Raw genomic sequence first — 23,249 nt, 5'->3', positions numbered from 1 at the left:
TTATCGTGTCGCGATATCGCGTGAGGACCTGTGCAACGGTAATCGTACTCAGGGACCGTACGTCATTGGGAATCAGCGTCCGATCTAGCTCGGCTTCGATCTGCCGCGCCCAGCGTTGTGCATCGGACTTGGATTGAAACGATTTGGCTCGTGTCGAGTGTCCGTGGCGTCTGACTTGGACCTGCCACTTCCCGTTTCTGTACCGTAGGCTTGCCATTCAAAAAACTCCTCTCGTGTGACCAGCTTGTGACCGGCCGGTTCGAGGAGCTTTTGAGGAGCTACCACCAACGCTCTAAAACGTTGGTAGATCAAGAGAAACGCTGGCGCACCCGACACGATTCGAACGTGTGACCTTTGCCTTCGGAGGGCAACGCTCTATCCAGCTGAGCTACGGGTGCAATGCGGTTCATTTAGCCGATTGGCGCGGAGTGGGCAACCGCTTCTCGCCTCCCCGCGCTAGGCCAATTTGGCGGAAAGAACCAGGAACCGCCACCCGGCCGAGGAATGCGAACTCGGCCAGCGCCCTTTCGGCGCAGATGACGTGGTTGCGGCCGACCCGCTTGGCCACGTAGAGCGCCTCGTCGGCCTCGAGCAGCAGCCGGTCGGCGCAGCCATGACGGCTGACGACCGAGGCGATCACGCGCAGGCATTCGCCGGTCTGGCGGCCTTCGCCCGAGCCTTGTTTGGCCTCGCCATCAGGCCACCGCCGCCACCGGCGCGGCATCGCCCTTGCCGAACAGCTTTCGCACCTCGGCAGCCGGCTTCGGTGCGCTGAACAGATAGCCCTGCATCTCGGTGCAGCCGAGGTTGCGCAGCATCTCGCGCTGGGCCTCGGTCTCGACGCCCTCTGCGACCGTGGTCATGCTGCTGGCGGCGGCGATGTTCACCACCGCCTGCACGATCACGGGCGCGCCGCTGGTCTCCGCGATGTCGGCGACGAAGCAGCGGTCGATCTTGATCTTGTCGAACGGGAAGCGCTTCAGGTAGCTGAGCGAGGAGTAGCCGGTGCCGAAATCGTCGAGCGCGATGCGCACGCCGATCGAACGGAGCTGGTGCAGGATGGACAGCGCCGCCTCGTCGTCGCGGATCAGCACGGCCTCGGTGATCTCGAGCTCGAGCCGGCGCGGGTCAAGCCCCGAGGCGGCGAGCGCGCTGGCGATCCTGAGCGCCAGCGTGTCGCTTTTGAGCTGCACCGGCGAGACGTTGACCGCAACGCGGATATGCGCCGGCCAGGTCGCGGCCTCGTTGCAGGCCATGCGCAGCACCCAGTCGCCAAGCTCGTTGATCAGGCCGGTATCCTCGGCGATCGGAATGAACTCCGCCGGCGACACCATGCCGCGCTCGGGGTGGCGCCAGCGCAGCAGGGCCTCGCAGCCGGTGACCGCGCCCGAGCGCAGATCGACCAGCGGCTGATAGTGGATCTCGAAGCCGCCGTTCACCAGGGCGTGGCGCAGATCCTGCTCCATGGTCAGGCGCGCCTTGGCGCTCGCGTCCATCTCGGGCTCGAAGAAACGGTGGGTGCGGCGGCCTCCGGCCTTGGCACCGTACATCGCAAGGTCGGCATTCTTGACGAGCTGGTCGAGATCGGCGCCGTCCTGCGGCGCCAGCGCGATGCCGATGCTCGCATCGGTGGAGAGCTGGTGGCCGAGGCAGTGATAGGGCTGACGGATTGCCTCGTAGATCCGCGTCACGAAGGACAGCACGTCGGCCGAGGACTGGATCCCGGTCTGGATCACCGCGAATTCGTCGCCGCCGAGCCGCGCGATCAGGTCGCCTTTCTTGAGACAGCCGCGCAGGCGGGTCGCGATCGCCTTCAGCAGCTCGTCGCCGACGTGATGGCCGAGCGAATCGTTGATGCCCTTGAATTCGTCGACGTCGATATAGAGCAGTGCGAACTGCGCGCCGGTCGCGACCTTCTCCAGCTCGCGCTCGATCTGCTCGCGGAACAGCGTGCGGTTCGGCAGATCGGTCAGTGCATCGTAATGCGCCATATGCGCGATCTTCTCGTGGTCGCGCCGCCGCTCGGTGACGTCCTCGATCACGTTGATGATGTAACGTGGCTCGCCAGCCTTGTCGCGAATGCCGATGCGCTTCGAGATGGTATGGCGCTGGCCGCCCGTCCGTCTTTCCCAGCTTTGTTCCCTGAGCAACAGCCGGTCGGGCGATTGCAGCAAGGCGTCGTCGTCGCGCTTGACGATATCGGCGTCGGGTGCCGGGAGGATATCGGTGGCGGTCCTGCCGACGATCGTCTCGCCCGTTTCGTTGAAGACCTCCTCCGCGATGCGGTTGACCAGCAGATATTGGCGGCTTTGAGCGTCCTTCACCGTGATCTGCGACGGAATGTGATCGATGATCTCGCGCAGGAAGGTGTGGTTGCGATCGCGCTCCTGTTCGAGGTTGCGGCGGTCGGTGATGTCCTCGATGGTGGCGACGCCGCCCTGCGCGAGCGGGGTGTTGATGACCTGGAAGGCCCGGCCATTGGGCAGTTGATGGGTCCGCGTGGAGACGGTGCCTTCGGTGACGACTCTCATGACCTCGGCGTAGAATTCCTCCACGTCGCCTTCGAACGCACCGCGCTCCTTGCGGTGGCGCATCGCTTCGAGGACGTGGCAGCCCGGCTTGATGACGTCGTGCGAAAGGCCGAACATGTCGGCGTAGCGGCGGTTGCAGGTGACGATGTAGCCGTTCGCGTCGTAGAGAATCAGCCCTTGCGACATGTTGTTGAGGGCGGTGTCGAGCCGCAGCCGTTCCGCCTCGATCCGCTCCTGGGCCTCGCGGTTCTGCCGGTTGATCTGGCGAATGATCAGGTAGAGGATCAGCGCGATCACGGCGGCCGAAAGCGCGGCCGTGGTGACCATGAAACCGGTCTGCTGCCGCCAGTCCGCAAGCGCTGCAGCCGTGGTGTTGGTGGCGACGATGACGAGCGGGAAGTGCTTCAGCGACGCCGCCGAGCCGAGCCGCTCCTCGAGGTCGACCGGGCCCTTGACGCGAAGCGTGTGCTGGCCGCCCTTGGTCAGCACCTTCCGCATCAGCGGCGCATCCCTGAAGCTCCTGCCGATCAGCTCCTCGACATGGGGGTAGCGTGCCAGCATCTTGCCCTCGCGGTCGAACAGCGCGATCGCCGTGCCTTCCGCGAGCGCCACGGATGCGAAATAGTTCTGGTAGCTGTCCGGATCGATCCGTCGGACCATGGCGCCGAAGAAGGTGCCGTCGGTGCCGTTGAGCCGGCGCGCGACGACCGTGGTCCATTTGCCGATGATGAAGCTGCGGACGGACTCGAGCAGCACCGGCTCGGACATCGGGTCCGACTTGAGCGTCTGGAAATAGGCGCGCGAGGAGATGTTGATCTTGGGCAGCGGCTGGCCTCGCGACCAGTTGATCAGCTCGCCGTCGGCATCGTAGATCGCGATGTCGCCGAGATAGGAGACCGAGCTGACCTTGCTGCGCAGCATCTGGTTCGCAGCGGCACCGGACATGCGCTCGCGGAACATCTCGGGCGAGGTGATCTCCGGCAGGTTCATCTGCCCGATGAGATCGGCCGCGACGACATCGGAGTCCTCAAACTGCTGATCGAAGTGGCGCGCGATCAGCTGCACCGTTTTTTCCAGCTCGCGCTCGCGGTTGACCAGCGTCCGCTCGCGGAATTCGCCGACGGCCATGGCGGTCACGGCGAAGATGCCCGCGACCAGCAGCACGCCGCACAGGGTGAGCCACAGGACAGGGCCACGCCGCGCCAAGGCCGCCCAGCCGTTTTTCGCGGCTGTAGGGATGTTCCGGCTGCCATCGTGGAAAAGACCTGGCGCATTCCCCCTCCCTGCAAGGACAGGAATACACCGCACAAATGGCGCAAAGCTTAGGAAAACCAGTTACCCAACCATTAAGCCCGGTAGCGCTCTCGCTCCCGCGCCCCGCAAGGCGCGAAGCACGCCGCAGTTGCGTTGCGCTCGCGGCAATCGCGGCGCGGCATAATTAATCAATGCTTAATGCGAGGCGCCTTCGGTCTTCTTGCCGCCCCCATGGCGCAGCCGTCCGACCACGCCGGTCGGAAAGAAGTAGACGCTGGCGATGAAGAGCAGCCCGAGCCACAGCAGCCAGCGGTCGGGATGCAAGAGTCCCGGCAGCAGCGGCAGGCCGGCTTCCGACGCCGCCTTGGAGGCGACGCCCATCAGCGACTGCAGATAGTTCTGGGCGAGGATGAAGATGGTGGCGCCGATGATCGCGCCGTAGATCGTGCCCATGCCGCCGATCACCACCATCAGCAGAATGTCAAGCATGATGGAGAAGCTTAGCGAAGTGTCGGGACCTGCGTAGCGGAGCCATAGTGCATTCAGGATGCCGGCGCTGGCGGCGACCAGGGCGGCGATGCAGTTGGCGTAGGTCAAATGGAAGACGGTGCGGAAGCCGAGCGCCTCGGCGCGGAAACGGTTCTCGCGGATGGCCTGCAGCACGCGGCCGAACGGCGAGTTCACCACCCGCAGCAAGGCGAGGATCATCAGCGCCGAGATCGCGAACACCAGATAGAAAGTCAGGATCCGGCCGTTGATCTCGAAGCCGAACAGGTTCTTGGAGATCAGCACGGTGCCGGGGCGCAGCAGCTGCGGCAGCTGGAAGCTGCGGCCGTCCTCGCCCCCGGTCAGCCAGGACAGCTGCGAGGCCAGCACCTGGAAGGCGGAGGCGACCGCGAGCGTGATCATGGCAAAGAAGATCGCGGCGACCCGCAGCGAGAACAGGCCGATGGCGAGCGCGAGCAGGGCCGCCAGCGGCAGGCCGGTGACGATGCCGGTTGCGACCGCTGCCCAGTTCGGCCCCATGCCGTAGAGCGCGATGGCGATGGCGTAGCTGCCGATGCCGTAGAACATGGTGTGGGCGAACGACACCGAGCCGGTATAGCCGAGCAGCAGATCGTAGGAGGCGACTAGCGCGGCGAAGACGCAGATCTTGGCCGCGACGTTCAGCGCCTTGGCGCCCGGGAACAGGAACGGCGTCGCCGCCAGCGCCAGGATGATGACGACGAGGAGGAGCGTGAGCACACGGCTGCGCGGCGGATCGCCGGAGAGGATCATCATCGGCTGGTCACCGCATAGAGGCCGCGCGGCCGCCACATCAGAATGACGACCATCAGCAGGATGTTGGAGACGAGGGCGAGTTTCGGCACCAGGAAGCCGCCGTAATTGGCGACCATGGCGACCAGAATCGCGCCGATGAAGCAGCCGCCGATCGATCCCAGGCCGCCGATGATGACGACGATGAAGATCAGGACGGTAAGGTCGTCGCTCATGGAAGCGTGCACCTGCTCGCGATAGAGCGCCCACATCACGCCGCCGAGGCCCGCCAGCGCCGATCCCGTCATGAACACGCCGAGGAACAGGCGGCGGATGCGATAGCCGAGCGCCTCGACCATCTCGCGGTTCTCGACGCCGGCGCGGATGAGGAGGCCGACCTTGGTGCGGTTGAGCACGAGCTGGATCGCGATGAAGACGGCAAGCCCGATCAGCATCGCCAGCACGCGGTACTTGGCGATTGCGACGTCGCCGAGGATGAAGGAGCCGCGCAGCGAGGCCGGCAGCGGCATCGGGATGATCTGCGGTCCCCACAGAGCATAGAGCGTCTGCTCGGCGACGATCAGGCCGCCGGTCGTCATCAGGATCTGCTTCAGATGCTGGCCGTAGACGGGCAGGATCAGCACCCGCTCGACGACGAGGCCGAGCGCGCCTGATACCGCCATCGAGAGCAGCGCAGCCGGGGCCAGCACCGCGAGGTTCATCCAGAGCGAATCCGCCTGGATCGACGCCGCGAACGGCGCCAGCACCAGGGTTGCGACATAGGCGCCGACGGCAATGAAGGCGCCGTGGCCGAAATTGAGCACGTCCATCAGCCCGAACACCAGTGTGAGGCCCGAGGCCATGATGAAGATCATCATGCCCATGGCAAGGCTCGCTGCGGTCAGGGTCAGCCAGGAAGAAGTCGATCCGATCAGCGGGATCATCAGCAGCGCGAGCGCGATCGGCAGCAGCACCGGCGCGATGTCGCGCTTCGGCTTCGGCAATGGATCGGTTGCAGCAAGGTCAGTCACTGATGCGCCTCCAGGCTCAGGCCGAGCAGCCGCTCCTGCAGCGGCACGTCGGCGGCGAGCGCCGCCATCTCGCCGCGATGGACGATGGTGCCGTTGTCCATCACCAGCACGCTGTCGCCGAGCTCGCGGGCGGCAAAGAAATTCTGCTCGACCAGAAGAATTGTTGCGCCCTTGCGCTTGATCTCCTTCAGGCACTCGATCAGCGCCATGACGATGGCCGGCGCCAGCCCCTTGGTCGGCTCGTCGATCAGCAGCAGTTTGCGCGGCTCGATGATGGCGCGCGCGATGGACAACATCTGCTTCTGCCCGCCCGAGAGGCTCCCCGCGCGGGACAGCCAGAACCGGCGCAGCGCGGGGAAGAAGCCGAAGATCCAGTCGAGCTGGGTGTCGTCGAGCGGCCCGTCGCGCGCCGCGAGCACGAGGTTCTCCTTCACCGTCAGGTCGGAGAACACGGCCATGCTTTCCGGCACATAGCCGACGCCGAGCCGGGCGATGTCGGGCGTGGCGCGGCTCTCGATGCGCATCCCGGCGAGGGTGATCTCGCCGCTGGAAGCCTGCCACAGGCCCATGATGGTGCGCAGCGTCGTGGTCTTGCCGGCGCCGTTGCGGCCGAGCAGCATCGTGACCTGTCCTTGCGGCACAGTGAGATCGATGCCCTGGAGGATGTGATAGCGCCCGATATGGGTGTGCACGCAGGAGAGTTTGAGCAGGTCGGTCATGCGGCACTCTTCGGTGCTACGCCCAGATAGGCCTCCTGCACGATCGGCGAAGCGATCACCTCGGCCGGTGGGCCATCTGCAACGAGTTGGCCGTTATGCAGCACGATGATGCGGTCGGCGAGCGAGCGCACCACGTCCATCTTGTGCTCGACCAGCAGGATGATCTTGCTCCTGTCCTGTTTCAGTTGCGCGATCAGCTTGAGGACGACAGGCACCTCGTCGATGCTCATGCCGGCGGTCGGCTCGTCGAACATGAACACCTTCGGCTCCAGCGCGATCATCAGCGCCACCTCGAGCTTGCGCTGGTCGCCATGTGACAGCGCGGTGGCGGCGACGCCGCGACGATTGCCGAGGGCGACCTGGTCGAGGATGGCATCTGCCCGCGCGATCAGGTCGCCGCGCAGCATCCAGGGCCGCAGCATGTCGTAATGGGTGCCGTTCGCCGCCTGCACGGCGAGGCGGACGTTCTCTTCCACGGTGAGATTGGGAAATAGATTTGTGAGCTGGAAAGCGCGACCGAGGCCAGCACGCGTGCGCATCGGCGCCGAGTGCTGGGTGATGTCGGTGCCATCGAACAAAATGTTGCCGCTCGATGCGCGCAATTGGCCCGAGATCAGATTGAAATAAGTGGTCTTGCCGGCGCCGTTCGGCCCGACGATGGCGGTGAGCTCGCCAGGGCGGAACGTGCAGGTGACGTTGTTGACCGCGACATGGCCGCCGAAGCGAATGGTGAGGTCGCGGGTTTCGAGGGTGAGCGTCATTGAACGTCTGAAAATGATGAAACTGGATTGATCCGCCGTCGCGGTGCGCCCCTCCCCCGCTTGCGGGGAAGGGCAGGGGAGAGGGTGTCTCCGCTCGGGGACAATCCCCAAGAGGAGAGAGCCCTCACCCGGATCTCCCGCAAGCGGGAGAGGTGAACACCATCTCACCGCTTGTTCTTGACCGGAACGTCCATGTCCTCGATCTTCAGCTCGCGCACCGGCTCGAGCACGGCCCAGGCGACGTTCGGATCGACCTTGACCTTGAAGTGGTACATGCTCTGCAGCGCCTGATGGTCTTCCTTGCGGAACACCATCTTGCCCTTCGGCGTGTCGAACTCCAGGCCTTCCATCGCCGTGATCAGCTTCTCGGTGTCGGTGGACTTCGCCTTGGTGACGGCGGCGACCACGGACATCGCGGCGGCAAAACCGCCCGCGGTGAAGAAGTCCGGTGGCGCGTTGAAGCGCTTCTGATGCTCGGCGACCAGCCAGTCGTTCACCGGGTTCTTCGGGATCTCATAGTAGTAATAGGTCGCGCCTTCCATGCCGGGCAGACCCTTATAGGCGGCGAGCGCCGGCAGGATATTGCCGCCGGTGGAGAGCTCGATGCCGTAACGCTTCGGGTCCATGTCCTGGAGCTTTGCCAGCGGATTGCCGGCGCCGGCCCAGATCACCCAGATGATCTTGCGGCCCGGCTTGTCCTTCAGCGCGTCGAACAGGCGCTGGCCGACCGCGGTGAAGTCGGTGGTCGACGTCGGGGCATATTCTTCCGCTGCCAGCGTTGCGCCGGTCTTGGCCAGTGCCTCCTTGAAGGCGGCAACGCCGTCGCGGCCGAAGGCGTAGTCCTGCCCCAGCGTCGCGACGGTGACGCCCTGCTTGCCGATCGCGACCGCGTTGGAGATCGCGTCCTGCGAGGAGTTGCGCGCGGTGCGGAAGATGTAGCGGTTCCACTTCTCGCCGGTAATTTGGTCCGCAACGGCGGGCTCGACGATCAGGATCTTCTTGTTCTCCTCGGCCACCGGGAGAATGGCGAGGGCCGCGGCCGACGAGGTCGTGCCGATCGCGATGTCGGCCTTGTCGTCCTGATAGGCTTCCGCGAGCGCGGCCTTGGACAGGTCCGGCTTGCCCTGGTCGTCCTTGGTGATGACGACGATCTTGCGACCGTCGAGCGTCATGGTTCCCTTGGTGGCGTACTCGAAACCCATCTGCAGGCCGGTCTCGGTCTGCTTGGCATAGGCTTCCAGCGGACCGGTCTTGCCGTAGATCAGCGCGACCTTGAGATCGTCGGCCCGTGCGGAGGTACTCGCGGCGAGGGCAAGGATGGTTGTTGTTATGATGAATGATCGACGCACGATGGTCCCTCCTGATTCAAAGTTTCTCGGCAACAGCGATTTGCACAACACTACGAACATTGCAATTGAACCTCCGGCCGAGCGTGCCGGCTCTTTGGACCATGCATCATTTTTGGGCTCGCCGGACGGCAGGTGCTGCGGCGGCTCCCTCGGCCTGACGTCGATCCGACTGCGCTTCCTCCGCGCTCTCGAAAATATGCGGCGCGACGCCGCGCTTCTCCAGGGCTTCGCCGAGCTTGATGCGCAGGAAGCCCGACGTGGTGTAGCGCGACACCCCGGAATAGAAGCGGTCGACCAGGCTGCGCACCATGGCTGAATAGTCGTCCATCAGCTCGGGCAGGATGGAAAAATTGTCATAATTGACGATGGCGTAGACCCGGCGGCCGAGCGGTGCGAGCTTCGCCTCGACGATATCGGCGATGGTGTCGATCTCCGCCTTGCTGCGCAGCGGATAGCGCTCCAGATTGACGAAGAACAGGTTCTGCTGCTCGTCCAGAGTGAAGCGCTGGTCGAGCGGGATGGTGAGCAGGCGCTCGCGCAGCTCCATGGGACCGTCGCGGAAGATGCGGGCGTCCATCAGCGCAGGGTCGCGCGGGATCAGCGGCTTGAAGTCCATCAGGCGCAGGATGTCGCGCTCGATGTCGATGCCGGGCGCGATTTCGGTGAGCTCGAGCCCGTCCGGCCTGAGCTCGAGCACGCAGCGTTCGGTGACATAGAGCGTGCGTTGCTTGCGCGCGGCGGCGAACGGGCCGCTGAAGGTGACGTGCTCGACCTTGTCGACGAACTTGCGCGATTTGGCTTCGTCGAGAATGACGAGCTTGCCGTCGTTCACCGCGATGCGCTGTTTGCCCGCGCCGAACGTGCCGACGAACACGACCTCCTTGGCGCTCTGGCTGATGTTGATGAAGCCGCCGGCCCCGGCAAGCTTCGGCCCGAACTTGCTGACATTGAGATTGCCGGCACGGTCGACCTGGGCGAGGCCGAGGAAGGCGGCATCGAGGCCGCCGCCGTCGTAGAAGTCGAACTGATAGGGCTGGTCGATCACCGCCTGGGTGTTGATCGCAGCGCCGAAATCGATGCCGCTCGCCGGGATGCCGCCGATCACGCCCGGCTCCGCCGTCAGCGTGATGAGGTCGATGATCCGCTCTTCATTGGCAACCGAGGCGATTCCTTCCGGCATGCCGATGCCGAGATTGACGACGCTGTTGGCCTTGAGCTCGAGGGCGGCGCGCCGGGCGATGATCTTGCGCTCGCTGACCGGCATCACCGGCAGCGAGGCGGCGCGGACACGGATCTCGCTCGAGAACGCCGGATTGTATTGCGTGCCGAAGGTCTGCCAGTGGTTCTCAGGTCTCGCCACCACGACGCAGTCGACGAGGATGCCGGGGATCTTGACCTGGCGCGGATTGAGGCTGCCGCTCTCCGCGACACGCTCGACCTGGGCGATGACGATGCCGCCGGAATTATGCGCCGCCATGGCGATGGCGAGCGCCTCCAGCGTCAGCGCCTCCTTTTCCATGGTGAGGTTGCCGTCGGGATCGCCCGTCGTGGCGCGGATGATCCCGACATTGATCGGGAACGCCTTGTAGAGCAGGCACTCCTCGCCGCGCAGCGTGACGAGCTCCACCATGTCCTCGGTGGTGCGCGCATTCAGCTTGCCGCCGCCATGCCGGGGGTCGACGAAGGTGCCCATGCCGATGCGGGTAATGTGGCCGGGCCGGCGCGCCGCGATGTCGCGGAACAGGTGGGTGATCACGCCCTGCGGCAGATTATAGGCCTCGATCTGATTGGCGATCGCGAGCTGCTGCAGCTTCGGCGCAAGGCCCCAATGCCCGCCGATCACGCGCCGGACCAGGCCTTCATGCGCGAAATGGTTGAGGCCGCGGTGCTTGCCGTCGCCCTGGCCGGCCGCATAGACCAGCGTCAGGTTGCGCGGCTTGCCTTGCGTGTAGGGCGCATCGCCCTCGTTGGACAGATAAAGCTCCTCCAGTGCGATCGCGATCTCCTCGGCAAAGCCGATGCCGACGAAGCCGCCGGTGGCCACCGTGTCGCCGTCACGGATCAGCATGACGGCTTCCGCGGCGGTGACGACTTTGCCCTTCTCGGCGTTGCGCAAATAGGGCAAGGCAGGATGCTGGCTCATGGCATTCCCTCCCATGTCTGTTGCGGACCGCATGGCGGTTCTTCTTGCTTGCCTCCATTCGTATCGCGTGGAGCGGCCGGCGACCAGCCGCTCCGGCGTCGCGGAGGCGCGTTCAGGGCTGGGCGACCTTGCGTGTCTCGGTCGCGAAATAGACCGAGACGATGGTGATGAGCGCCAGCGCGATCATGTAGAGCGAGATCGGCCAGGTCGCCGGCGCGTAGGCCGTCATCAATCCGGTCGCGATCAGCGGCGACAGCGCGCCGGCGAATATCGAGGCGAGGTTGTAGCCGAGCGAGACGCCGCTGTAGCGCACCTTGGTGCCGAACAGCTCCGACAGGAAGCTCGCCTGCGGGCCGTACATCGCGGCATGGCCGACGGCGAGGCCGAGCACGATCGCGATCCAGGCGTATTGCGGGTTCTTGGTCGACAGCAGCATGAACAGCGGGAACGACATCAGCGCCGAGAACACCGCGCCGAAGATGTAGATCGGCCGCCGCCCGAGCCGGTCGGAGAGCGCGCCGAAGGCCGGGATGGTGAAGGTCTCGATCGCCGCGCCGATCAGCACGCCGTTGAGCATGTCCTGCTTGTTCATGCCGAGTGATTGCGTGGCATAGGCGAGCACGAAGGTCGCGTAGATGTAGAAGAAGCCGTTCTCGGCGAAGCGCGCGCCCATCGCGAGCAGGATGTTCTTGGGGTACATCCGGATAGCCTCGAGGATCGGCATCTTGACTTCCTGCTTGGTGTCCTTGACCTTCTGGAACTCCGGCGATTCCGCGATGGTGAAGCGGATCCACAGGCCGACCAGCACCAGCGCGATCGAGAACAGGAACGGGATGCGCCAGCCCCAGGCATAGAGCTGCGCGTCGGTGAGCAGTGCGGAGACCACGGAGAATACCAGCGTGCCGAGCACGAGGCCGAGCGGCGCCCCCAGCTGCGGCCAGCTGCCGTAGAAACCTTTCTTGTCCGCGGGCGCATGCTCGACCGCCATCAGCACCGCGCCGCCCCATTCGCCGCCGAGACCAAAGCCCTGGATCAGGCGGCAGGTGACGAGCAGGATCGCGGCCCAGATGCCGGCGGTTTCATAGGTCGGCAGGAAACCGATCGCCGCGGTCGCCGCGCCCATGATCAGCAGCGTCAGATAGAGCATGGTCTTGCGACCGATCTTGTCGCCGTAATGCCCGAACACGACGCCGCCGAGCGGGCGGGCGATGAAGCCGAGCGCGTAGGTGGCGAACGCCAGCAGCGTGCCCATCATTGGATCGAAGGTCGGAAAGAACAGCTTGTTGAAGATCAGCGCCGCGGCCGTGCCGTAGAGGAAGAAGTCGTACCACTCGATCGCCGTGCCGATCAGGCTCGCGGTGGCGACCGTGACGTGCGAGGGCTGTCTCGTCTGAAGCTGATGGACCGAGATCGCTTCACTCATCTTGCGTCCTCCCTGGTTGTGAATGCGCACGTGCAGCATGCGTCATTGTGCAAAGCGAAGAGCAAGCTCCGCGCCAGATGCCACAGGTTTGCGCAAATTGGCTGAAAATCCAGCAGATTCAGCGAATGCTTCGGGAAAAAGCGGCCAGATCGTATGTCAGGATTCCGAGACTCCGGACAGCCCGAGTCTCGAAACTCAGACGGAGGCCGGTCCCGCGGCGAGACCGAACTTGGCGAGCTTCTTGTAGAAGGTCGCGCGCGAGATCCGCAGCATCTTGGCGGCCTCGGAGATCTGGCCGTTGCTGGCGGCGAGCGCCTGCTCGAGCGTGTGCTTCTCGAACTCGGCTTCGGCCTCGGCATAGGGCACGACGAGACCGACCGGCCGCTCCGGCGCTGCAAGCCTGACCTCGCTGCCAACAGGCAGAATGCGGACGAAGTCGTCACCGGTCAGGCGCCCGGAATCGCTGAGGATCAGCGCGCGCTCGAGAATGTTGCGGAGCTCGCGGACATTGCCCGGCCAGTCGTAACGGGCGAGCGCGGCCAGCGCGCTCGGCGTGATCTTGGCCTTGACGTAATCGCCGGACGCGCTGATGTCGTCGAGCAGCCGGGCGCAGATGTCGGGGAGATCGTCCAGGCACTGGCGCAGCGGCGGCAGGTCGACCGAGAGCACGTTGAGGCGGTAGTAGAGATCGGGCCGGAACGCGCCGTCGCTGACGCGCTTGCGCAAATCGACATTGGTCGCGGCGATGACGCGGACGTCGACCTTGCTGATCTTGTCCGAGCCGAGCGGCTCGATCTCGCGCTCCTGCAGCACGCGCAGGAGCTTGGCCTGGAGCTGCAGCGGCATCTCGCCGATCTCGTCGAGGAACAGCGTGCCGCCGTCGGCGACCCGGAATTTGCCCTCGCGCCCCCTGCGGTCGGCGCCGGTATAGGCGCCGGGAACGGCGCCGAAGAATTCGGACTCGATCAGCGTTTCCGGGATCGCTGCGACATTGACGCTGACGAACGGCTTGTCGGCCCGGGAGGAGGCGTTGTGGATGGCCTGCGCCAGCATTTCCTTGCCCGTTCCGGTCTCGCCGGTGAGCAGCACCGTGACGCTCTGCCGCGCGGCGCGGCCCGCGAGCTCCTTGGCCTGCGCGATGGCGGGCGTCGAGCCGACGAAATCGGCGAAGGTGAAGCGCGCCGCGCGGGCGTTGGACAATTGCCGTCGCGCCAGCCGCAAATCGCTCTCCAGCCGGGCGACGCGGGCGAGCAGCGGCTTGAGGCTCTCCAGATGGTCATAGAGCACGAACCCGATCGCGCCGATGACCTTGCGGTTCTCGTCCTCGATCGGCATGCGCGTCACCACGAGCTGCTCGCCGCCGAGCTCCATGATGTCGAGCAGGATCGGCTCGCCGGTCTCGGCCACCTTCCGCATCAGGCTGTTCGGAATGATCTCCTCGATCGGCCGGCCGATCGCGTCTGCCGTCTGCTCGAGGCCGAGCGAGGCCAGATATTTCTCGTTGACGTAGACGACGCGCCCGCCGCGATCGATCGCAATCGCGCCCTCGCAGAGGTTCTCCAGCCGCTCGAACAGCGTCACCATCGCGCGGGCACGGAGATAGGCGGGATCGCTGACGGCGGAAGTGGGGACGGACATGGCGTGCCTCGCGGGAAGCCCGCCTGTTTATTAGCAAAAGTGTAGCGATTTCAAAGGGAGAAATGGGCGTTGAGGTGCGGCCACACCCGCCACTGTCATGCCCCGGCTCGACCGGGGCATCCAGTACGCCGCGGCGGATCGATTCAACAACGACTGTCTCTGGAATACCGGGTCGCCCGGTCAAGCCGGGCGACGACACCGAGATTGAAGCGGCGCTTGCGCTCTACCTCCGATACAAGCTCGCCCGCGAATAGCCGTGGCGGTTCTGCTGCATCGGGCGGGTGGCGACGCTGGCGCGGGCTTCGCTGGAGACCGGCATTGCGAGCTTCAGCTCCTCCAGGAAGATCGGGCGGGAGAAGTAATAGCCCTGCGCGTAGCGGATCTTGGTCGCGGCCTGCAGATAAGCCAGCTCCTCGTAGGATTCGAGGCCCTCGGCGATCACGGTGATGCCGAGCGCCTCGCTCAGGGATTCGATCGCGCGCAAGATGCCCTGGCTGCGGGGGCGCTTGTGGATGTCAGTGATGAAGGAGCGGTCGATCTTGATCTCGTCCGCGGTGATGTCGGCGAGCGCCGAGAGCGAGGAATAGCCGGTGCCGAAATCGTCGATCGAGATGCCGACGCCGAGCTTGCGGAACATCGGCAGGATCTCGGCCTGGAAATGATTCTTGGCGACGAAGGCGTCTTCCGTCACCTCGATCATGAAGCGCTGCGGAAAGCCGGTCTCCTCCAGTGCCCGCGCGAAGCTGCGCATGAACTCGGGATTGCCGGCCTGCCTGGCGGCGACGTTGATGCTGATGGTCGCTGCCGCGCCGAAGGTGTCGTTGATGACGTCGATCGACTTGACGATCTCGGCGAGCACGAGATGGGTCAGCTCGTCGATCAGCCCGAGCTCGCCGGCGAGGTTGATGAACGAACCCGGCGCCTGGATCACGCCTTCGTCGTCGCGCAGGCGCACCAGGGCTTCGATGCCCTTCACGGCCTGCGTGCGGATGTCGACCTTGGACTGGAAGGCGCAGCAGAAGCGCTTTTCCAGGATGGCGAGCCGCAGCGACTGCTCGATCTTGCTCCGCGCCAGCGCCTCGCGCTCCATGTTGGCGTCGAAGAATGCGGCCAGTCCCTTGCCGTTGTTCTTGATGCGGTACATCGCAATGTCGGCGTTCTGCCGCAGCGTCTCGAAGCTGCGCCCGTGGTCGGGATAGAGGCTGATGCCGACCGAGGTCGAGGCGAACACTTCCGAATGATCGATGAAGAACGGCGCAGTCAGCCGCTCCAGCGTCGACTGCATGAACTCGGCGACTTCCTCCTGGCTCTGGATCGGGGAGAGCAGCAGCAGGAATTCGTCGCCGGAGATGCGCGACAGCATGTCGGAATCGCGCAAGTCGCGCCCGAGCCGCTTCGACAGCTCGACCAGCAGCGCATCGCCCACCGCGTGGCCGTAATAGTCGTTGATGTGCTTGAAGTTGTCGACGTCGAGAAAGGCCAGCGCGAAACGCTCGCTGCTGCGATCCTTCGCGAGCAGGCCGTTGGCGCGATGCTCGATCACGCGGCGCGAAGGCAGGCCGGTCAGCTCGTCGAAATGGGCCGAGCGGAACAGCTGGTCCTCGAAATTCTTCTGCTCGGTGATGTCGGAGGAGGCCGAGATCAGGAGCTCGCGTCCGGCGAGACGAACGGGTCGATGGGTCGTGAGCAGCACCTGGCGCGCGGCGCCGTCGTGAAGCGCTTCCTCGATGACGATGGCCTGGCCGGCGCTCAGAGCCTTGCGGCAGGCTTCGCGGCGCGGCGCCAGGTCCGGCGAGGGACGGCTGCCGTCCATGCCGAGCTGGGCCGCAGCGGCATCGTTGACCAGCAGAAGCTCGCCATGGGCATCCTGCACGGTCAGCCCGGCCGGCAGCATTCTAACGATTTCCTTGAGAAATCCGAGTTCGGCCTCGGTCGCGCCGGAATATTTGTCGTCGTTCATAGAAGTCATGAATCTTGTTGTTCAGCGCGCCTTTGCAATGCACGCGATCATGCGCAGTTCCCTCTTAAGTTTGGTTAAGGGGTGCGGAGAAATACGGGGGTGTCCTCGACGAAACTGGCGACGATGCAACGCGCGCAAATCGTCATTAACAGAGCGTCAACGGTCGCCTGCGAAAGCGCGAGCAGAGCGCGCGGATCGCTTTCGTTTTGCTCGAATCTTGTTGCGAGCTCAGCCTTGTTTGAATCGATGGGAGCCCCGGCGCACCTCTCCCCGTTGGGGAGAGGTGATCCGACCGAGTCTTGCTCTCCGCTAGCCGCCTTTGGGGATGCGGCATTGCATGATGCAATGCAGCCCGGACTTGAGATAGGAGATCTCGGTTCTACCATCGAAAGCCGAAAGTGCCGATTTCAGCAGCTTGGTGCCGAAGCCGGGCTCGGACACCTTGTCCACGCTCGGCCCCTCGGTTTCGTCCCAGGTGATGGTCAGGCGGTCCTCGCTGACGGTCCACGACACCTGCAACAGGCCGCGCGGCGCGGAGAATGCGCCATACTTTCCTGCATTGGTGGCGAGCTCGTGAAACATCAATGACAGCGTGACCGCGAGCTTTGGCGGCAGGAACAGCCGGTCGCCGTTCAGGGTGAAGCGGACATGGCCGTAGGGCCCGAGCTCGGCGATCAGGAGGTCGCGGATATCGCAGCCCCCCTTGTCGATCCGCGAGATCAGATCGTCGGTCGTGGCCAGCGAACGCAGCCGCGGATCGATCCGGGCCCAGACCTGGGGCTGGTCGTGCAGCACCTGATGGATCACGGCGTGCACGGTCGAGAGCTTGTTCTTCAGCCGGTGCTGGAGCTCGTCGACCAGCAGCTTGCGATAATCCTCCTCCTCGATCAGGCGTTTGGAGATCCGGCGCTGCTCGATCAGGAGCGTCCGATAATGCTCGACGCCCCAGATGGTGAGCGCGCAGACCACCCAGTACAGCGCCAGCAGGGCAAAGCGGGCGTTGTCGGCAATGGCATCGCTGAAATTCAGGACCACGCCGAGCACGCCGCCGATGATCGCCGTCACGATGCCGAGCCGAAAACCTCCGAAGGCGGCGGCAAAGAACACGGCCGGAAAGTAAGGCGTGAAGTAGACGTCGGGGCGGACTTGGGCGAGCCCCCAGCGCGCCAGCGTCGCCACCAGCAGGCAGGCGATCGCAAAAGCGATGCTCAGGCCGAGCGAGGGCGGTGCCACGCCCTGCCAGCCCTTGCGGAACTCCTCGATCAGCTTCTCCATGCCCAGCCCGGTTGCGACGTGCGGCCGCCTTGAATGTTACGCATGTCGGGCGCGCAAGCAAAGCTTGCCTTGTCGAAAGCCGGCAGGAATAGTGACCGTCGCGGCAGCGACTGTCGCGGTGCCGTCGTCGATCGGTGTTTGCCGTTTGGCGTCAAGGGGTTCGAAAGCAGGAACATTCCATGGGCAGGCTGGACGGCAAGGTGGCGGTGATCACGGGCGCGACGAGCGGGATCGGATTGCGGACTGCGGAAGTCTTCGTTGCTGAAGGTGCCAAAATTGTGATCGCCGGGCGGCGCGTACCGGAAGGCGAGGCGCTGGCGAGGCAGCTCGGGGCTACTTGCGTCTTCCTTCAGACCGACGTGACGGTCGAAGCGCAGATGCAGGCGCTGATCGCGCTCGCGGTGGAGAAGTTCGGCCGCATCGATTGCCTGTTCAACAATGCCGGCGGCCCGGCGCAGACCGGCGGGATCGAGGGTCTCGAGGTCGAGCGCTTCGACGCGGCGATGGCGACGCTGGTGCGCAGCGTCATGCTCGGCATGAAGCACGCCGCGCCCCATATGAAGAAGCAGGGATCTGGCAGCATCATCAACAATGGCAGCATCGCGGGCCGTCTTGCAGGCTTCTCCTCATCGATCGTCTATGGCGCGGCCAAGGCTGCGGTGATCCATCTCACCAGATGCGTGGCGATGGAGCTCGGCGAGTCCAACGTGCGCGTCAACTCGATCTCGCCCGGCGCGATCGCGACCGGCATCTTCGGCAAGGCGCTGGGACTCTCGACCGACGCCGCGGAGAAGACGCCGGCGGTGATGCGCGAGGTCTACAAGACCGCGCAGCCGATCCCGCGCGCCGGTCTTCCTGATGATATCGCCCATGCCGCGGTGTTTCTGGCCAGCGACGAATCCAGCTTCATCAACGGCCACGACCTCGTCATCGACGGCGCCATGACCGGCGGCCGCAACTGGAGCCAACAGCAGCAGGGCTTGTCGGCCTTGCGCAAGGCGTTCGATCAGGGGGCGTAGGACGAGGCGGTCCCTGTAGGTTGGGCAAAGGCGCCCTTCGCGCGCCGCGCCCACCACTGGGTAGGCTTCCGTCATTGCGAGGAGCCCTTGCGACGAAGCAATCCAGACTGTTTCCGCGGACACGGTCTGGATTGCTTCGCGTCGCTCGTTAGTGACGGTGGTGCCGCTAAACTGCCTTCACCCGCACCCTCAACCCGTCCCGCGGCTTCGGGATCGGCCACATCTGCCAGTCCGGCCTGTAGCCCGGTGCCAGCGACACCTCGATGTTCTGCAGGAAGTGCCGCGCGAAGCACTTGGCCTGCATGTAGGCGAAGTGCAGGCCGAGGCACATGTGCGCGCCGCCGCCGAACGGGACGAAGGCGAAGCGATGGCGGCCACGCTGGGCCTCCTCGGTGAAACGCAGGGGATCGAAGCGATCCGGCTCCGGCCAGATGTCCTTCATGTGATGCGTATAGAGCGGGTTGACGCCGACCGCGGTGCCGGCGGGGATCGTATAGCCCCTGAAGGTGAAATCCCGCATCGCGCGGCGCGGCATCGAGGGCACCGGTGGCTTGATCCGCAGCGCCTCCTTGAACGCCATCTCCGACAGCGGCATCTTTTCGAGATCGTCGAAGCTGCTGGGCGCGCCGGGGGGAAGCCCGAGCGCCAGAACCTCCGCGCGCAGCCTGTCCTGCCAGTCCGGGTTCGCGGCGAGCTCGCCGATGAACGAGGTCAGCGACGAGGTCAGCGTGTCGTGCGCTGCCATCATCAGGAAGCTCATGTGGTCGATGATGTCCTGCTCGGACAGCAGCGCGCCGTCATCATGGGTGGCGCGGCAGAGCTGCGAGAACAGATCGTCGCCGCCGTGATTGCCGCGGCGGAGCGGGATCTGCTGGCGGAAATAGGCGACGATGCGCTTGCGCCCCGCAACGCCGCGCGCCATCTGGGTGCCCGGCAGCGGCCTGCGGATCGGGGCTACGGCGGCCGCGACCATGTCGACGAAGGCGCGGTTGATCTCATCGACCTCCGGCCCGATATCGGCGCCGAGGAAGGATACCGCAGCGAGATCGAGCGTGAGCTGCTTCATCGCGGGATAGAGCTGCATCTCGCCGGGCCTCGCCTTCCACAGCGCCACGCGCGCGGCAATGCCGCGGTCGAGATCGCTGAGATAGGATTTCATCGGTCCGGACTTGAAGGCGACCGACAACGTCTTGCGATGCAGCCGGTGCTCGTCGAAATCGAGCAGCATCAACCCGCGCGGAAACAACAGGCCCAGCACCTTGTTCCAGCCATGGGTCGAGGAGAACAATTTTTGCTGGTCGAACATCACGAGCTCGTTGGCCTCGGGGCCGAGCAGCACGACGTTGGTCTCGCCGAACACATGGGTGCGGTAGACCGGACCGTATTTGGCGCCGTTCGCCTCGATATGTCCCTTGGGGTCGGCAAGCACCTGAAAAGTCTTGCCGATGACCGGCCAGCCCTCGTCGCCGGGAATGTGCCTCAGCTCATTGCGCTTGGGTGCGGTGAACGGAAGCGCAGGGGCGACGTTCTGCATCGACATGACGATTGCTCCGGTTGAGCAAGGCTGATCCGGTCAGCTTAGCACAGCCTCGCGCAGAAGCGATGTGCCGTTCCTACGTGCGAAAGTGCCGCGGCGTGGTTCACCTCTCCCGTAGGGAGAGGTGAACCCAAGCGGCGCCGATCGCAGCCCTACCCCTTCGCTGCTTCCTTCTGCAGATCCGGTGCGTTGACGGCGGGAATGGCGACGCGGCCGGGGCCGGTGACCTTCAGTGCCTCGGCGGCCTTCTCGTTCTCCATGATCTTGGCCATTACGGCCTGGCCTGCACGCTCGAAGATCGCGCGGTTCTCGATGACGAATTTTTGCGACCTGCGCAGCCCGTCGATGTAGCCGTTGATCTCCGGCACGACATAGCGCGCGACCATGTCCCAGCTCCGGCGCGTGTTTTCCGGATTGGCCCAGTCGTGCACGAAGCCGATGATGGCGCCGACGCCGCCGGACACTTCCATCACGTTCTTGATGGTTTTGACGAGATCGTCCGGCGTGCCGATGGTGGACGCGGCGCCCTCGACGAAAGCGGTCTTGTCCACTGCTTCATCCGCCGAGGAGAACGCGGTCAGGCCCGGCCGCTGCAGCGTGCCGACATTATATTCATTGTGCCAGCGCATCAGCCCGGCGCCGGCCTCGCGACGGGCCTGCTCCCGGGTCTCGGCGATATGGAAGGTCAGCAGCACCCGCCAGTCGGCGCGGTTCACCTTGGTGCCGTGCTTCCTGCCGGCATCCTCGGCGAACTGCCATTGCTGCCGCAGCGACATCAGGCCCTGCGTCGTCATCGAGCCCAGCGAGATGATGCCGATGCCGTATTTGCCGGCGAGCGTCATGCCCGACGGCGAGATCTGCGACGCCACCACGAACGGCATCTCCTCCTGCAAGGGGAGGATCTGCAGCGCGGCATCGTTCATGGTGAACCAGTCGCTCTTCGCGGTGACGCGCTCGCCGTTGAACAGGCGGCGGATGATGGCGATCGCCTCGTCCTGGCGGTCGCGCTGCGTCATCGGGTCGATGCCGAGCGTGTGCGCGTCCGAGGCCAGCGCGCCGGGACCTGAGCCGAAGATGGCGCGGCCGCCGGTCATGTGGTCGAGCTGCACCATGCGCTGGGCGACGTTGAAGGGATGGTGATAGGGCAGCGAGATCACGCCGGTGCCGAGCTTGATCCGCTTGGTGCGCTCGCCGGCGGCCGCCAGGAACATCTCGGGCGAAGCGATCATCTCCCAGCCGGAGGAATGATGCTCGCCGCACCAGAACTCGTCATAGCCGAGCGCGTCCAGCTGCTCGACGAGGTCGAGATCGCGCCGGAACTGGAGCATCGGATGCTCACCGATCGGGTGATGCGGGGCAAGAAAGGCTCCGAACTTCAGGCGCGCCATGGCGTTCTCTCCGGCTGAATTTTCTGTTTGTTGAGACGGTGAGGCTACGTGCCGGAGACGACGAACGCAATCGCGCGATGTCCCGCGTGGTGGAATGCAGGCATGCGTCGAGGCCAGACGAGATGCCTCGCCTCCCTCTCCCCATCCTTACGGGGAGAGGGTCGGGGGGAGGGGCCTCTCTCCGCGAGGGCGGACGTCGTGGGATTGCTCGCAATGACGCGTCGAGAGGGGCGTCGTTCCAGGGAACAGCGCGACTCGCGGAGAGTCCCCCTCACCCGGATCGCAAGAGCGATCCGACCTCTCCCCGCAGGCGGCAGGGCTATCGCATATGGATTTCACGAAGATGGTAAGCGGGCTTGCTCCGCCTCTCCCGCTTGCGGGAGAGGCCGACGCGCCCGGGCGGTGCAAAGCATGCAGCAATCGGGCCAAGCGACAAATCCTACCTCCGAGGTAATCGCGCGGATGACTGCGATTTGCGAGCCTCGCGCCGAACAAATTCCGAAGCTCGTGCGCCAATGCATCAAACCGTCACAAAGCCGATCGACTCGACCCGCCGCTGGTGGGTGCTCGCGATCGTCGTCGCCGCCCAGTTCATGTTCGGCGTCGATGCCTTCATCGTGAACGTCGCCATTCCCACCATCGCGGTGGATCTGAAGGCGTCGCCGGCGCAGATCGAATCCGTCATCGCGATCTATCTGATCGCCTATGCCACCCTGGTCGTGACCGGCGGACGGCTTGGCGACATCCACGGCACCAAGACCATCTTCCTGGCCGGCGTGCTCGGCTTCACCGCGACCTCGCTGTGGTGCGGTCTTGCGCAATCCGGTATCGAGCTGATCATGGCGCGGCTGGCGCAGGGCGCGACCGCAGCGCTGATGCTGCCGCAGGTGCTGGCGACGCTGCATCTTCTGTTCAGCGACGAGACGCGCAACCGCGCCTTCGCCGTCTACGGGATCGTGCTCGGGCTCGCGGGCGCCGCGGGCTTTTTGCTCGGCGGGCTGCTGGTCACGCTCGATCTCGCCGGCACCGGCTGGCGGTCGGTGTTCTTCGTCAACGTTCCCTTCGGCCTCGCCATCGCAGCGGCTGCCTGGCGCGTCATGCCGTCGGTGCCGCGACGGGCCGGGACCAGGCTCGACATCAAGGGCAGCATGGTCCTGTTCGCGGGATTGCTGTGCCTGATCGGGCCGCTGCTGTTCGGCCATGATCTCGGCTGGGCGTTATGGTTGTGGCCGGTAATGGCGCTCGGCGGTGCGATCCTCGCGGCGTTCCTCAAGCTCGAACACGCGGTTGCACGTGCCGGCGGCATGCCGCTGATCGATCTGACGGTGCTGGCGGACCCCGCCTTCCTGCGCGGCCTTGGCGCGGCGTTCTTTTTCTTCACCGCCAATCTCTCATTCTATCTGGTCATGACGCTGTTCATGCAGCGCGGCCTGAAGATTCCGCCGCTCGTCGCCGGCATGGCGTTCATCCCGCTCGCGCTCGCCTTCGTCGTGGCCTCGCGCCACAGCGGCGTGCGGGCGCGGCATCGCGGCACCATGGTCTTGATCGAAGGCTGCGCGCTGCAGATCGCGGGCCTCGGCGCGCTTGCGCTGGCCGCATTCTGCGTTGATGCGCCAACACCACTCACGCTCGCGCTGGCCATGGTCATCTTCGGCTATGGCCAGGGACTCGTGATGGCGCCGCTGTCCGGTACCGTGCTCTCGACGGTCAAGCCCGTCGCCGCAGGCTCGGCTTCCGGCATGTATGGTACGACGGCGCAGATCGGAAATGCGGCCGGAGTGGCCGCAATCGGCGCGGTATTCTTCGCGATCGAATCACTGCAATCAGCGCGCGCAGGATTTTTCGTCTCGCTCGCGCTGTTTGTGACGTTAATCATGATCTGCACCGCATTTCTGACGTGGATGCGCCGCGCATCTGCATCAAGTTGAGGCATTGCGGTTAATACATGCGGATTCCCGCGGGAT

Annotated in this window: 16 protein-coding genes and 1 tRNA gene; 2 read left to right on the top strand and 15 right to left on the bottom strand. The window is 65.0% G+C overall.

The window, feature by feature from the left end; all coding sequences use genetic code 11:
• Positions 1-321 precede the first annotated feature (321 nt).
• The 13 genes from ACRQ5Q_RS40635 to ACRQ5Q_RS40575 form a co-directional block, all read right to left on the bottom strand.
• A tRNA-Arg gene (locus tag ACRQ5Q_RS40635) sits at positions 322-398 on the bottom strand.
• Positions 399-406: 8 nt separating this feature from the next.
• Positions 407-724 carry a hypothetical protein gene (locus tag ACRQ5Q_RS40630; RefSeq protein ID WP_439395395.1) on the bottom strand — a complete coding sequence of 106 codons (318 nt, stop codon included), beginning with the start codon at positions 722-724 and terminating at the stop codon, positions 407-409.
• On the bottom strand, positions 696-3,737 hold the full coding sequence (locus ACRQ5Q_RS40625; protein ID WP_439395394.1) for an EAL domain-containing protein: 3,042 nt from the start codon (positions 3,735-3,737) through the stop codon (positions 696-698). The genes ACRQ5Q_RS40630 and ACRQ5Q_RS40625 overlap by 29 nt, the downstream gene beginning before the upstream one ends.
• A 243-nt stretch (positions 3,738-3,980) precedes the next feature.
• Complete coding sequence (locus ACRQ5Q_RS40620) at positions 3,981-5,066, bottom strand: branched-chain amino acid ABC transporter permease (RefSeq protein ID WP_439372024.1); 1,086 nt, start codon at positions 5,064-5,066, stop codon at positions 3,981-3,983.
• Entirely contained in the window at positions 5,063-6,073 is a 1,011-nt protein-coding gene (locus tag ACRQ5Q_RS40615; RefSeq protein WP_439372023.1) for a branched-chain amino acid ABC transporter permease, read from the bottom strand. Before ACRQ5Q_RS40615 ends, ACRQ5Q_RS40620 begins: the two co-directional genes overlap by 4 nt.
• Positions 6,070-6,792, bottom strand: a complete 723-nt coding sequence (locus ACRQ5Q_RS40610; protein ID WP_439395393.1) for a branched-chain amino acid ABC transporter ATP-binding protein — start codon at positions 6,790-6,792, stop codon at positions 6,070-6,072. The genes ACRQ5Q_RS40615 and ACRQ5Q_RS40610 overlap by 4 nt, the downstream gene beginning before the upstream one ends.
• Positions 6,789-7,553 carry an ABC transporter ATP-binding protein gene (locus tag ACRQ5Q_RS40605; protein ID WP_439395391.1) on the bottom strand — a complete coding sequence of 255 codons (765 nt, stop codon included), beginning with the start codon at positions 7,551-7,553 and terminating at the stop codon, positions 6,789-6,791. Before ACRQ5Q_RS40605 ends, ACRQ5Q_RS40610 begins: the two co-directional genes overlap by 4 nt.
• 164 nt (positions 7,554-7,717) lie before the next feature.
• A complete protein-coding gene (locus tag ACRQ5Q_RS40600; protein ID WP_439395389.1) occupies positions 7,718-8,902 on the bottom strand; it encodes a substrate-binding domain-containing protein in 1,185 nt (394 codons plus the stop codon).
• A gap of 106 nt (positions 8,903-9,008) precedes the next feature.
• Entirely contained in the window at positions 9,009-11,045 is a 2,037-nt protein-coding gene (locus tag ACRQ5Q_RS40595; RefSeq protein ID WP_439372016.1) for an acyl CoA:acetate/3-ketoacid CoA transferase, read from the bottom strand.
• A gap of 112 nt (positions 11,046-11,157) precedes the next feature.
• Positions 11,158-12,468: an MFS transporter gene (locus tag ACRQ5Q_RS40590; RefSeq protein ID WP_439372014.1), complete on the bottom strand. Its 1,311-nt coding sequence runs from the start codon at positions 12,466-12,468 to the stop codon at positions 11,158-11,160.
• Positions 12,469-12,663: 195 nt separating this feature from the next.
• Positions 12,664-14,106, bottom strand: coding sequence for a sigma-54 interaction domain-containing protein (locus tag ACRQ5Q_RS40585; protein ID WP_439372012.1), 1,443 nt, complete (start codon positions 14,104-14,106; stop codon positions 12,664-12,666).
• A gap of 223 nt (positions 14,107-14,329) precedes the next feature.
• Entirely contained in the window at positions 14,330-16,066 is a 1,737-nt protein-coding gene (locus ACRQ5Q_RS40580) for a putative bifunctional diguanylate cyclase/phosphodiesterase (protein ID WP_439399953.1), read from the bottom strand.
• 309 nt (positions 16,067-16,375) lie between these two features.
• Positions 16,376-17,341 (bottom strand): sensor histidine kinase, encoded by a 966-nt coding sequence (locus ACRQ5Q_RS40575; protein ID WP_439372010.1) that lies wholly within the window; start codon positions 17,339-17,341, stop codon positions 16,376-16,378.
• A gap of 179 nt (positions 17,342-17,520) precedes the next feature.
• On the opposite strand from ACRQ5Q_RS40575, the gene ACRQ5Q_RS40570 reads away from it, so the two are divergent.
• Positions 17,521-18,360: an SDR family NAD(P)-dependent oxidoreductase gene (locus ACRQ5Q_RS40570; protein ID WP_439372008.1), complete on the top strand. Its 840-nt coding sequence runs from the start codon at positions 17,521-17,523 to the stop codon at positions 18,358-18,360.
• Between the two features lie 166 nt (positions 18,361-18,526).
• Here the strand turns inward: ACRQ5Q_RS40570 and ACRQ5Q_RS40565 are convergent, their stop codons facing one another.
• Positions 18,527-19,900, bottom strand: a complete 1,374-nt coding sequence (locus ACRQ5Q_RS40565; protein ID WP_439372007.1) for a cytochrome P450 — start codon at positions 19,898-19,900, stop codon at positions 18,527-18,529.
• 149 nt (positions 19,901-20,049) lie between these two features.
• Complete coding sequence (locus tag ACRQ5Q_RS40560; RefSeq protein WP_439395387.1) at positions 20,050-21,285, bottom strand: LLM class flavin-dependent oxidoreductase; 1,236 nt, start codon at positions 21,283-21,285, stop codon at positions 20,050-20,052.
• Between the two features lie 515 nt (positions 21,286-21,800).
• Between ACRQ5Q_RS40560 and ACRQ5Q_RS40555 the strand changes: the two genes are divergently transcribed.
• The gene (locus ACRQ5Q_RS40555; RefSeq protein WP_439395385.1) at positions 21,801-23,213 is read left to right on the top strand and encodes an MFS transporter; all 1,413 of its coding nucleotides are present in this window, start codon (positions 21,801-21,803) and stop codon (positions 23,211-23,213) included.
• Positions 23,214-23,249 lie beyond the last annotated feature (36 nt).

Origin of the sequence: Bradyrhizobium sp. PMVTL-01 (assembly GCF_051861855.1) — a bacterium.
Lineage (GTDB): Bacteria > Pseudomonadota > Alphaproteobacteria > Rhizobiales > Xanthobacteraceae > Bradyrhizobium.
Note: the sequence above shows the minus strand (reverse complement) of the source record. Positions and strands in the feature narration are given on the sequence as shown.

Bases quoted from the DNA above. Each gene is read 5' to 3' on its own strand.
- ACRQ5Q_RS40605 (WP_439395391.1), bottom strand. From the start codon at position 7,553: ATGACGCTCACCCTCGAAACCCGCGACCTCACCATTCGCTTCGGCGGC.
- ACRQ5Q_RS40565 (WP_439372007.1), bottom strand. From the start codon at position 19,900: ATGTCGATGCAGAACGTCGCCCCTGCGCTTCCGTTCACCGCACCCAAG.
- ACRQ5Q_RS40585 (WP_439372012.1), bottom strand. From the start codon at position 14,106: ATGTCCGTCCCCACTTCCGCCGTCAGCGATCCCGCCTATCTCCGTGCC.
- ACRQ5Q_RS40560 (WP_439395387.1), bottom strand. From the start codon at position 21,285: ATGGCGCGCCTGAAGTTCGGAGCCTTTCTTGCCCCGCATCACCCGATC.
- ACRQ5Q_RS40620 (WP_439372024.1), bottom strand. From the start codon at position 5,066: ATGATGATCCTCTCCGGCGATCCGCCGCGCAGCCGTGTGCTCACGCTC.
- ACRQ5Q_RS40555 (WP_439395385.1), top strand. From the start codon at position 21,801: ATGCATCAAACCGTCACAAAGCCGATCGACTCGACCCGCCGCTGGTGG.
- ACRQ5Q_RS40630 (WP_439395395.1), bottom strand. From the start codon at position 724: ATGCCGCGCCGGTGGCGGCGGTGGCCTGATGGCGAGGCCAAACAAGGC.
- ACRQ5Q_RS40580 (WP_439399953.1), bottom strand. From the start codon at position 16,066: ATGAACGACGACAAATATTCCGGCGCGACCGAGGCCGAACTCGGATTT.
- ACRQ5Q_RS40575 (WP_439372010.1), bottom strand. From the start codon at position 17,341: ATGGAGAAGCTGATCGAGGAGTTCCGCAAGGGCTGGCAGGGCGTGGCA.
- ACRQ5Q_RS40595 (WP_439372016.1), bottom strand. From the start codon at position 11,045: ATGAGCCAGCATCCTGCCTTGCCCTATTTGCGCAACGCCGAGAAGGGC.
- ACRQ5Q_RS40570 (WP_439372008.1), top strand. From the start codon at position 17,521: ATGGGCAGGCTGGACGGCAAGGTGGCGGTGATCACGGGCGCGACGAGC.
- ACRQ5Q_RS40590 (WP_439372014.1), bottom strand. From the start codon at position 12,468: ATGAGTGAAGCGATCTCGGTCCATCAGCTTCAGACGAGACAGCCCTCG.
- ACRQ5Q_RS40610 (WP_439395393.1), bottom strand. From the start codon at position 6,792: ATGACCGACCTGCTCAAACTCTCCTGCGTGCACACCCATATCGGGCGC.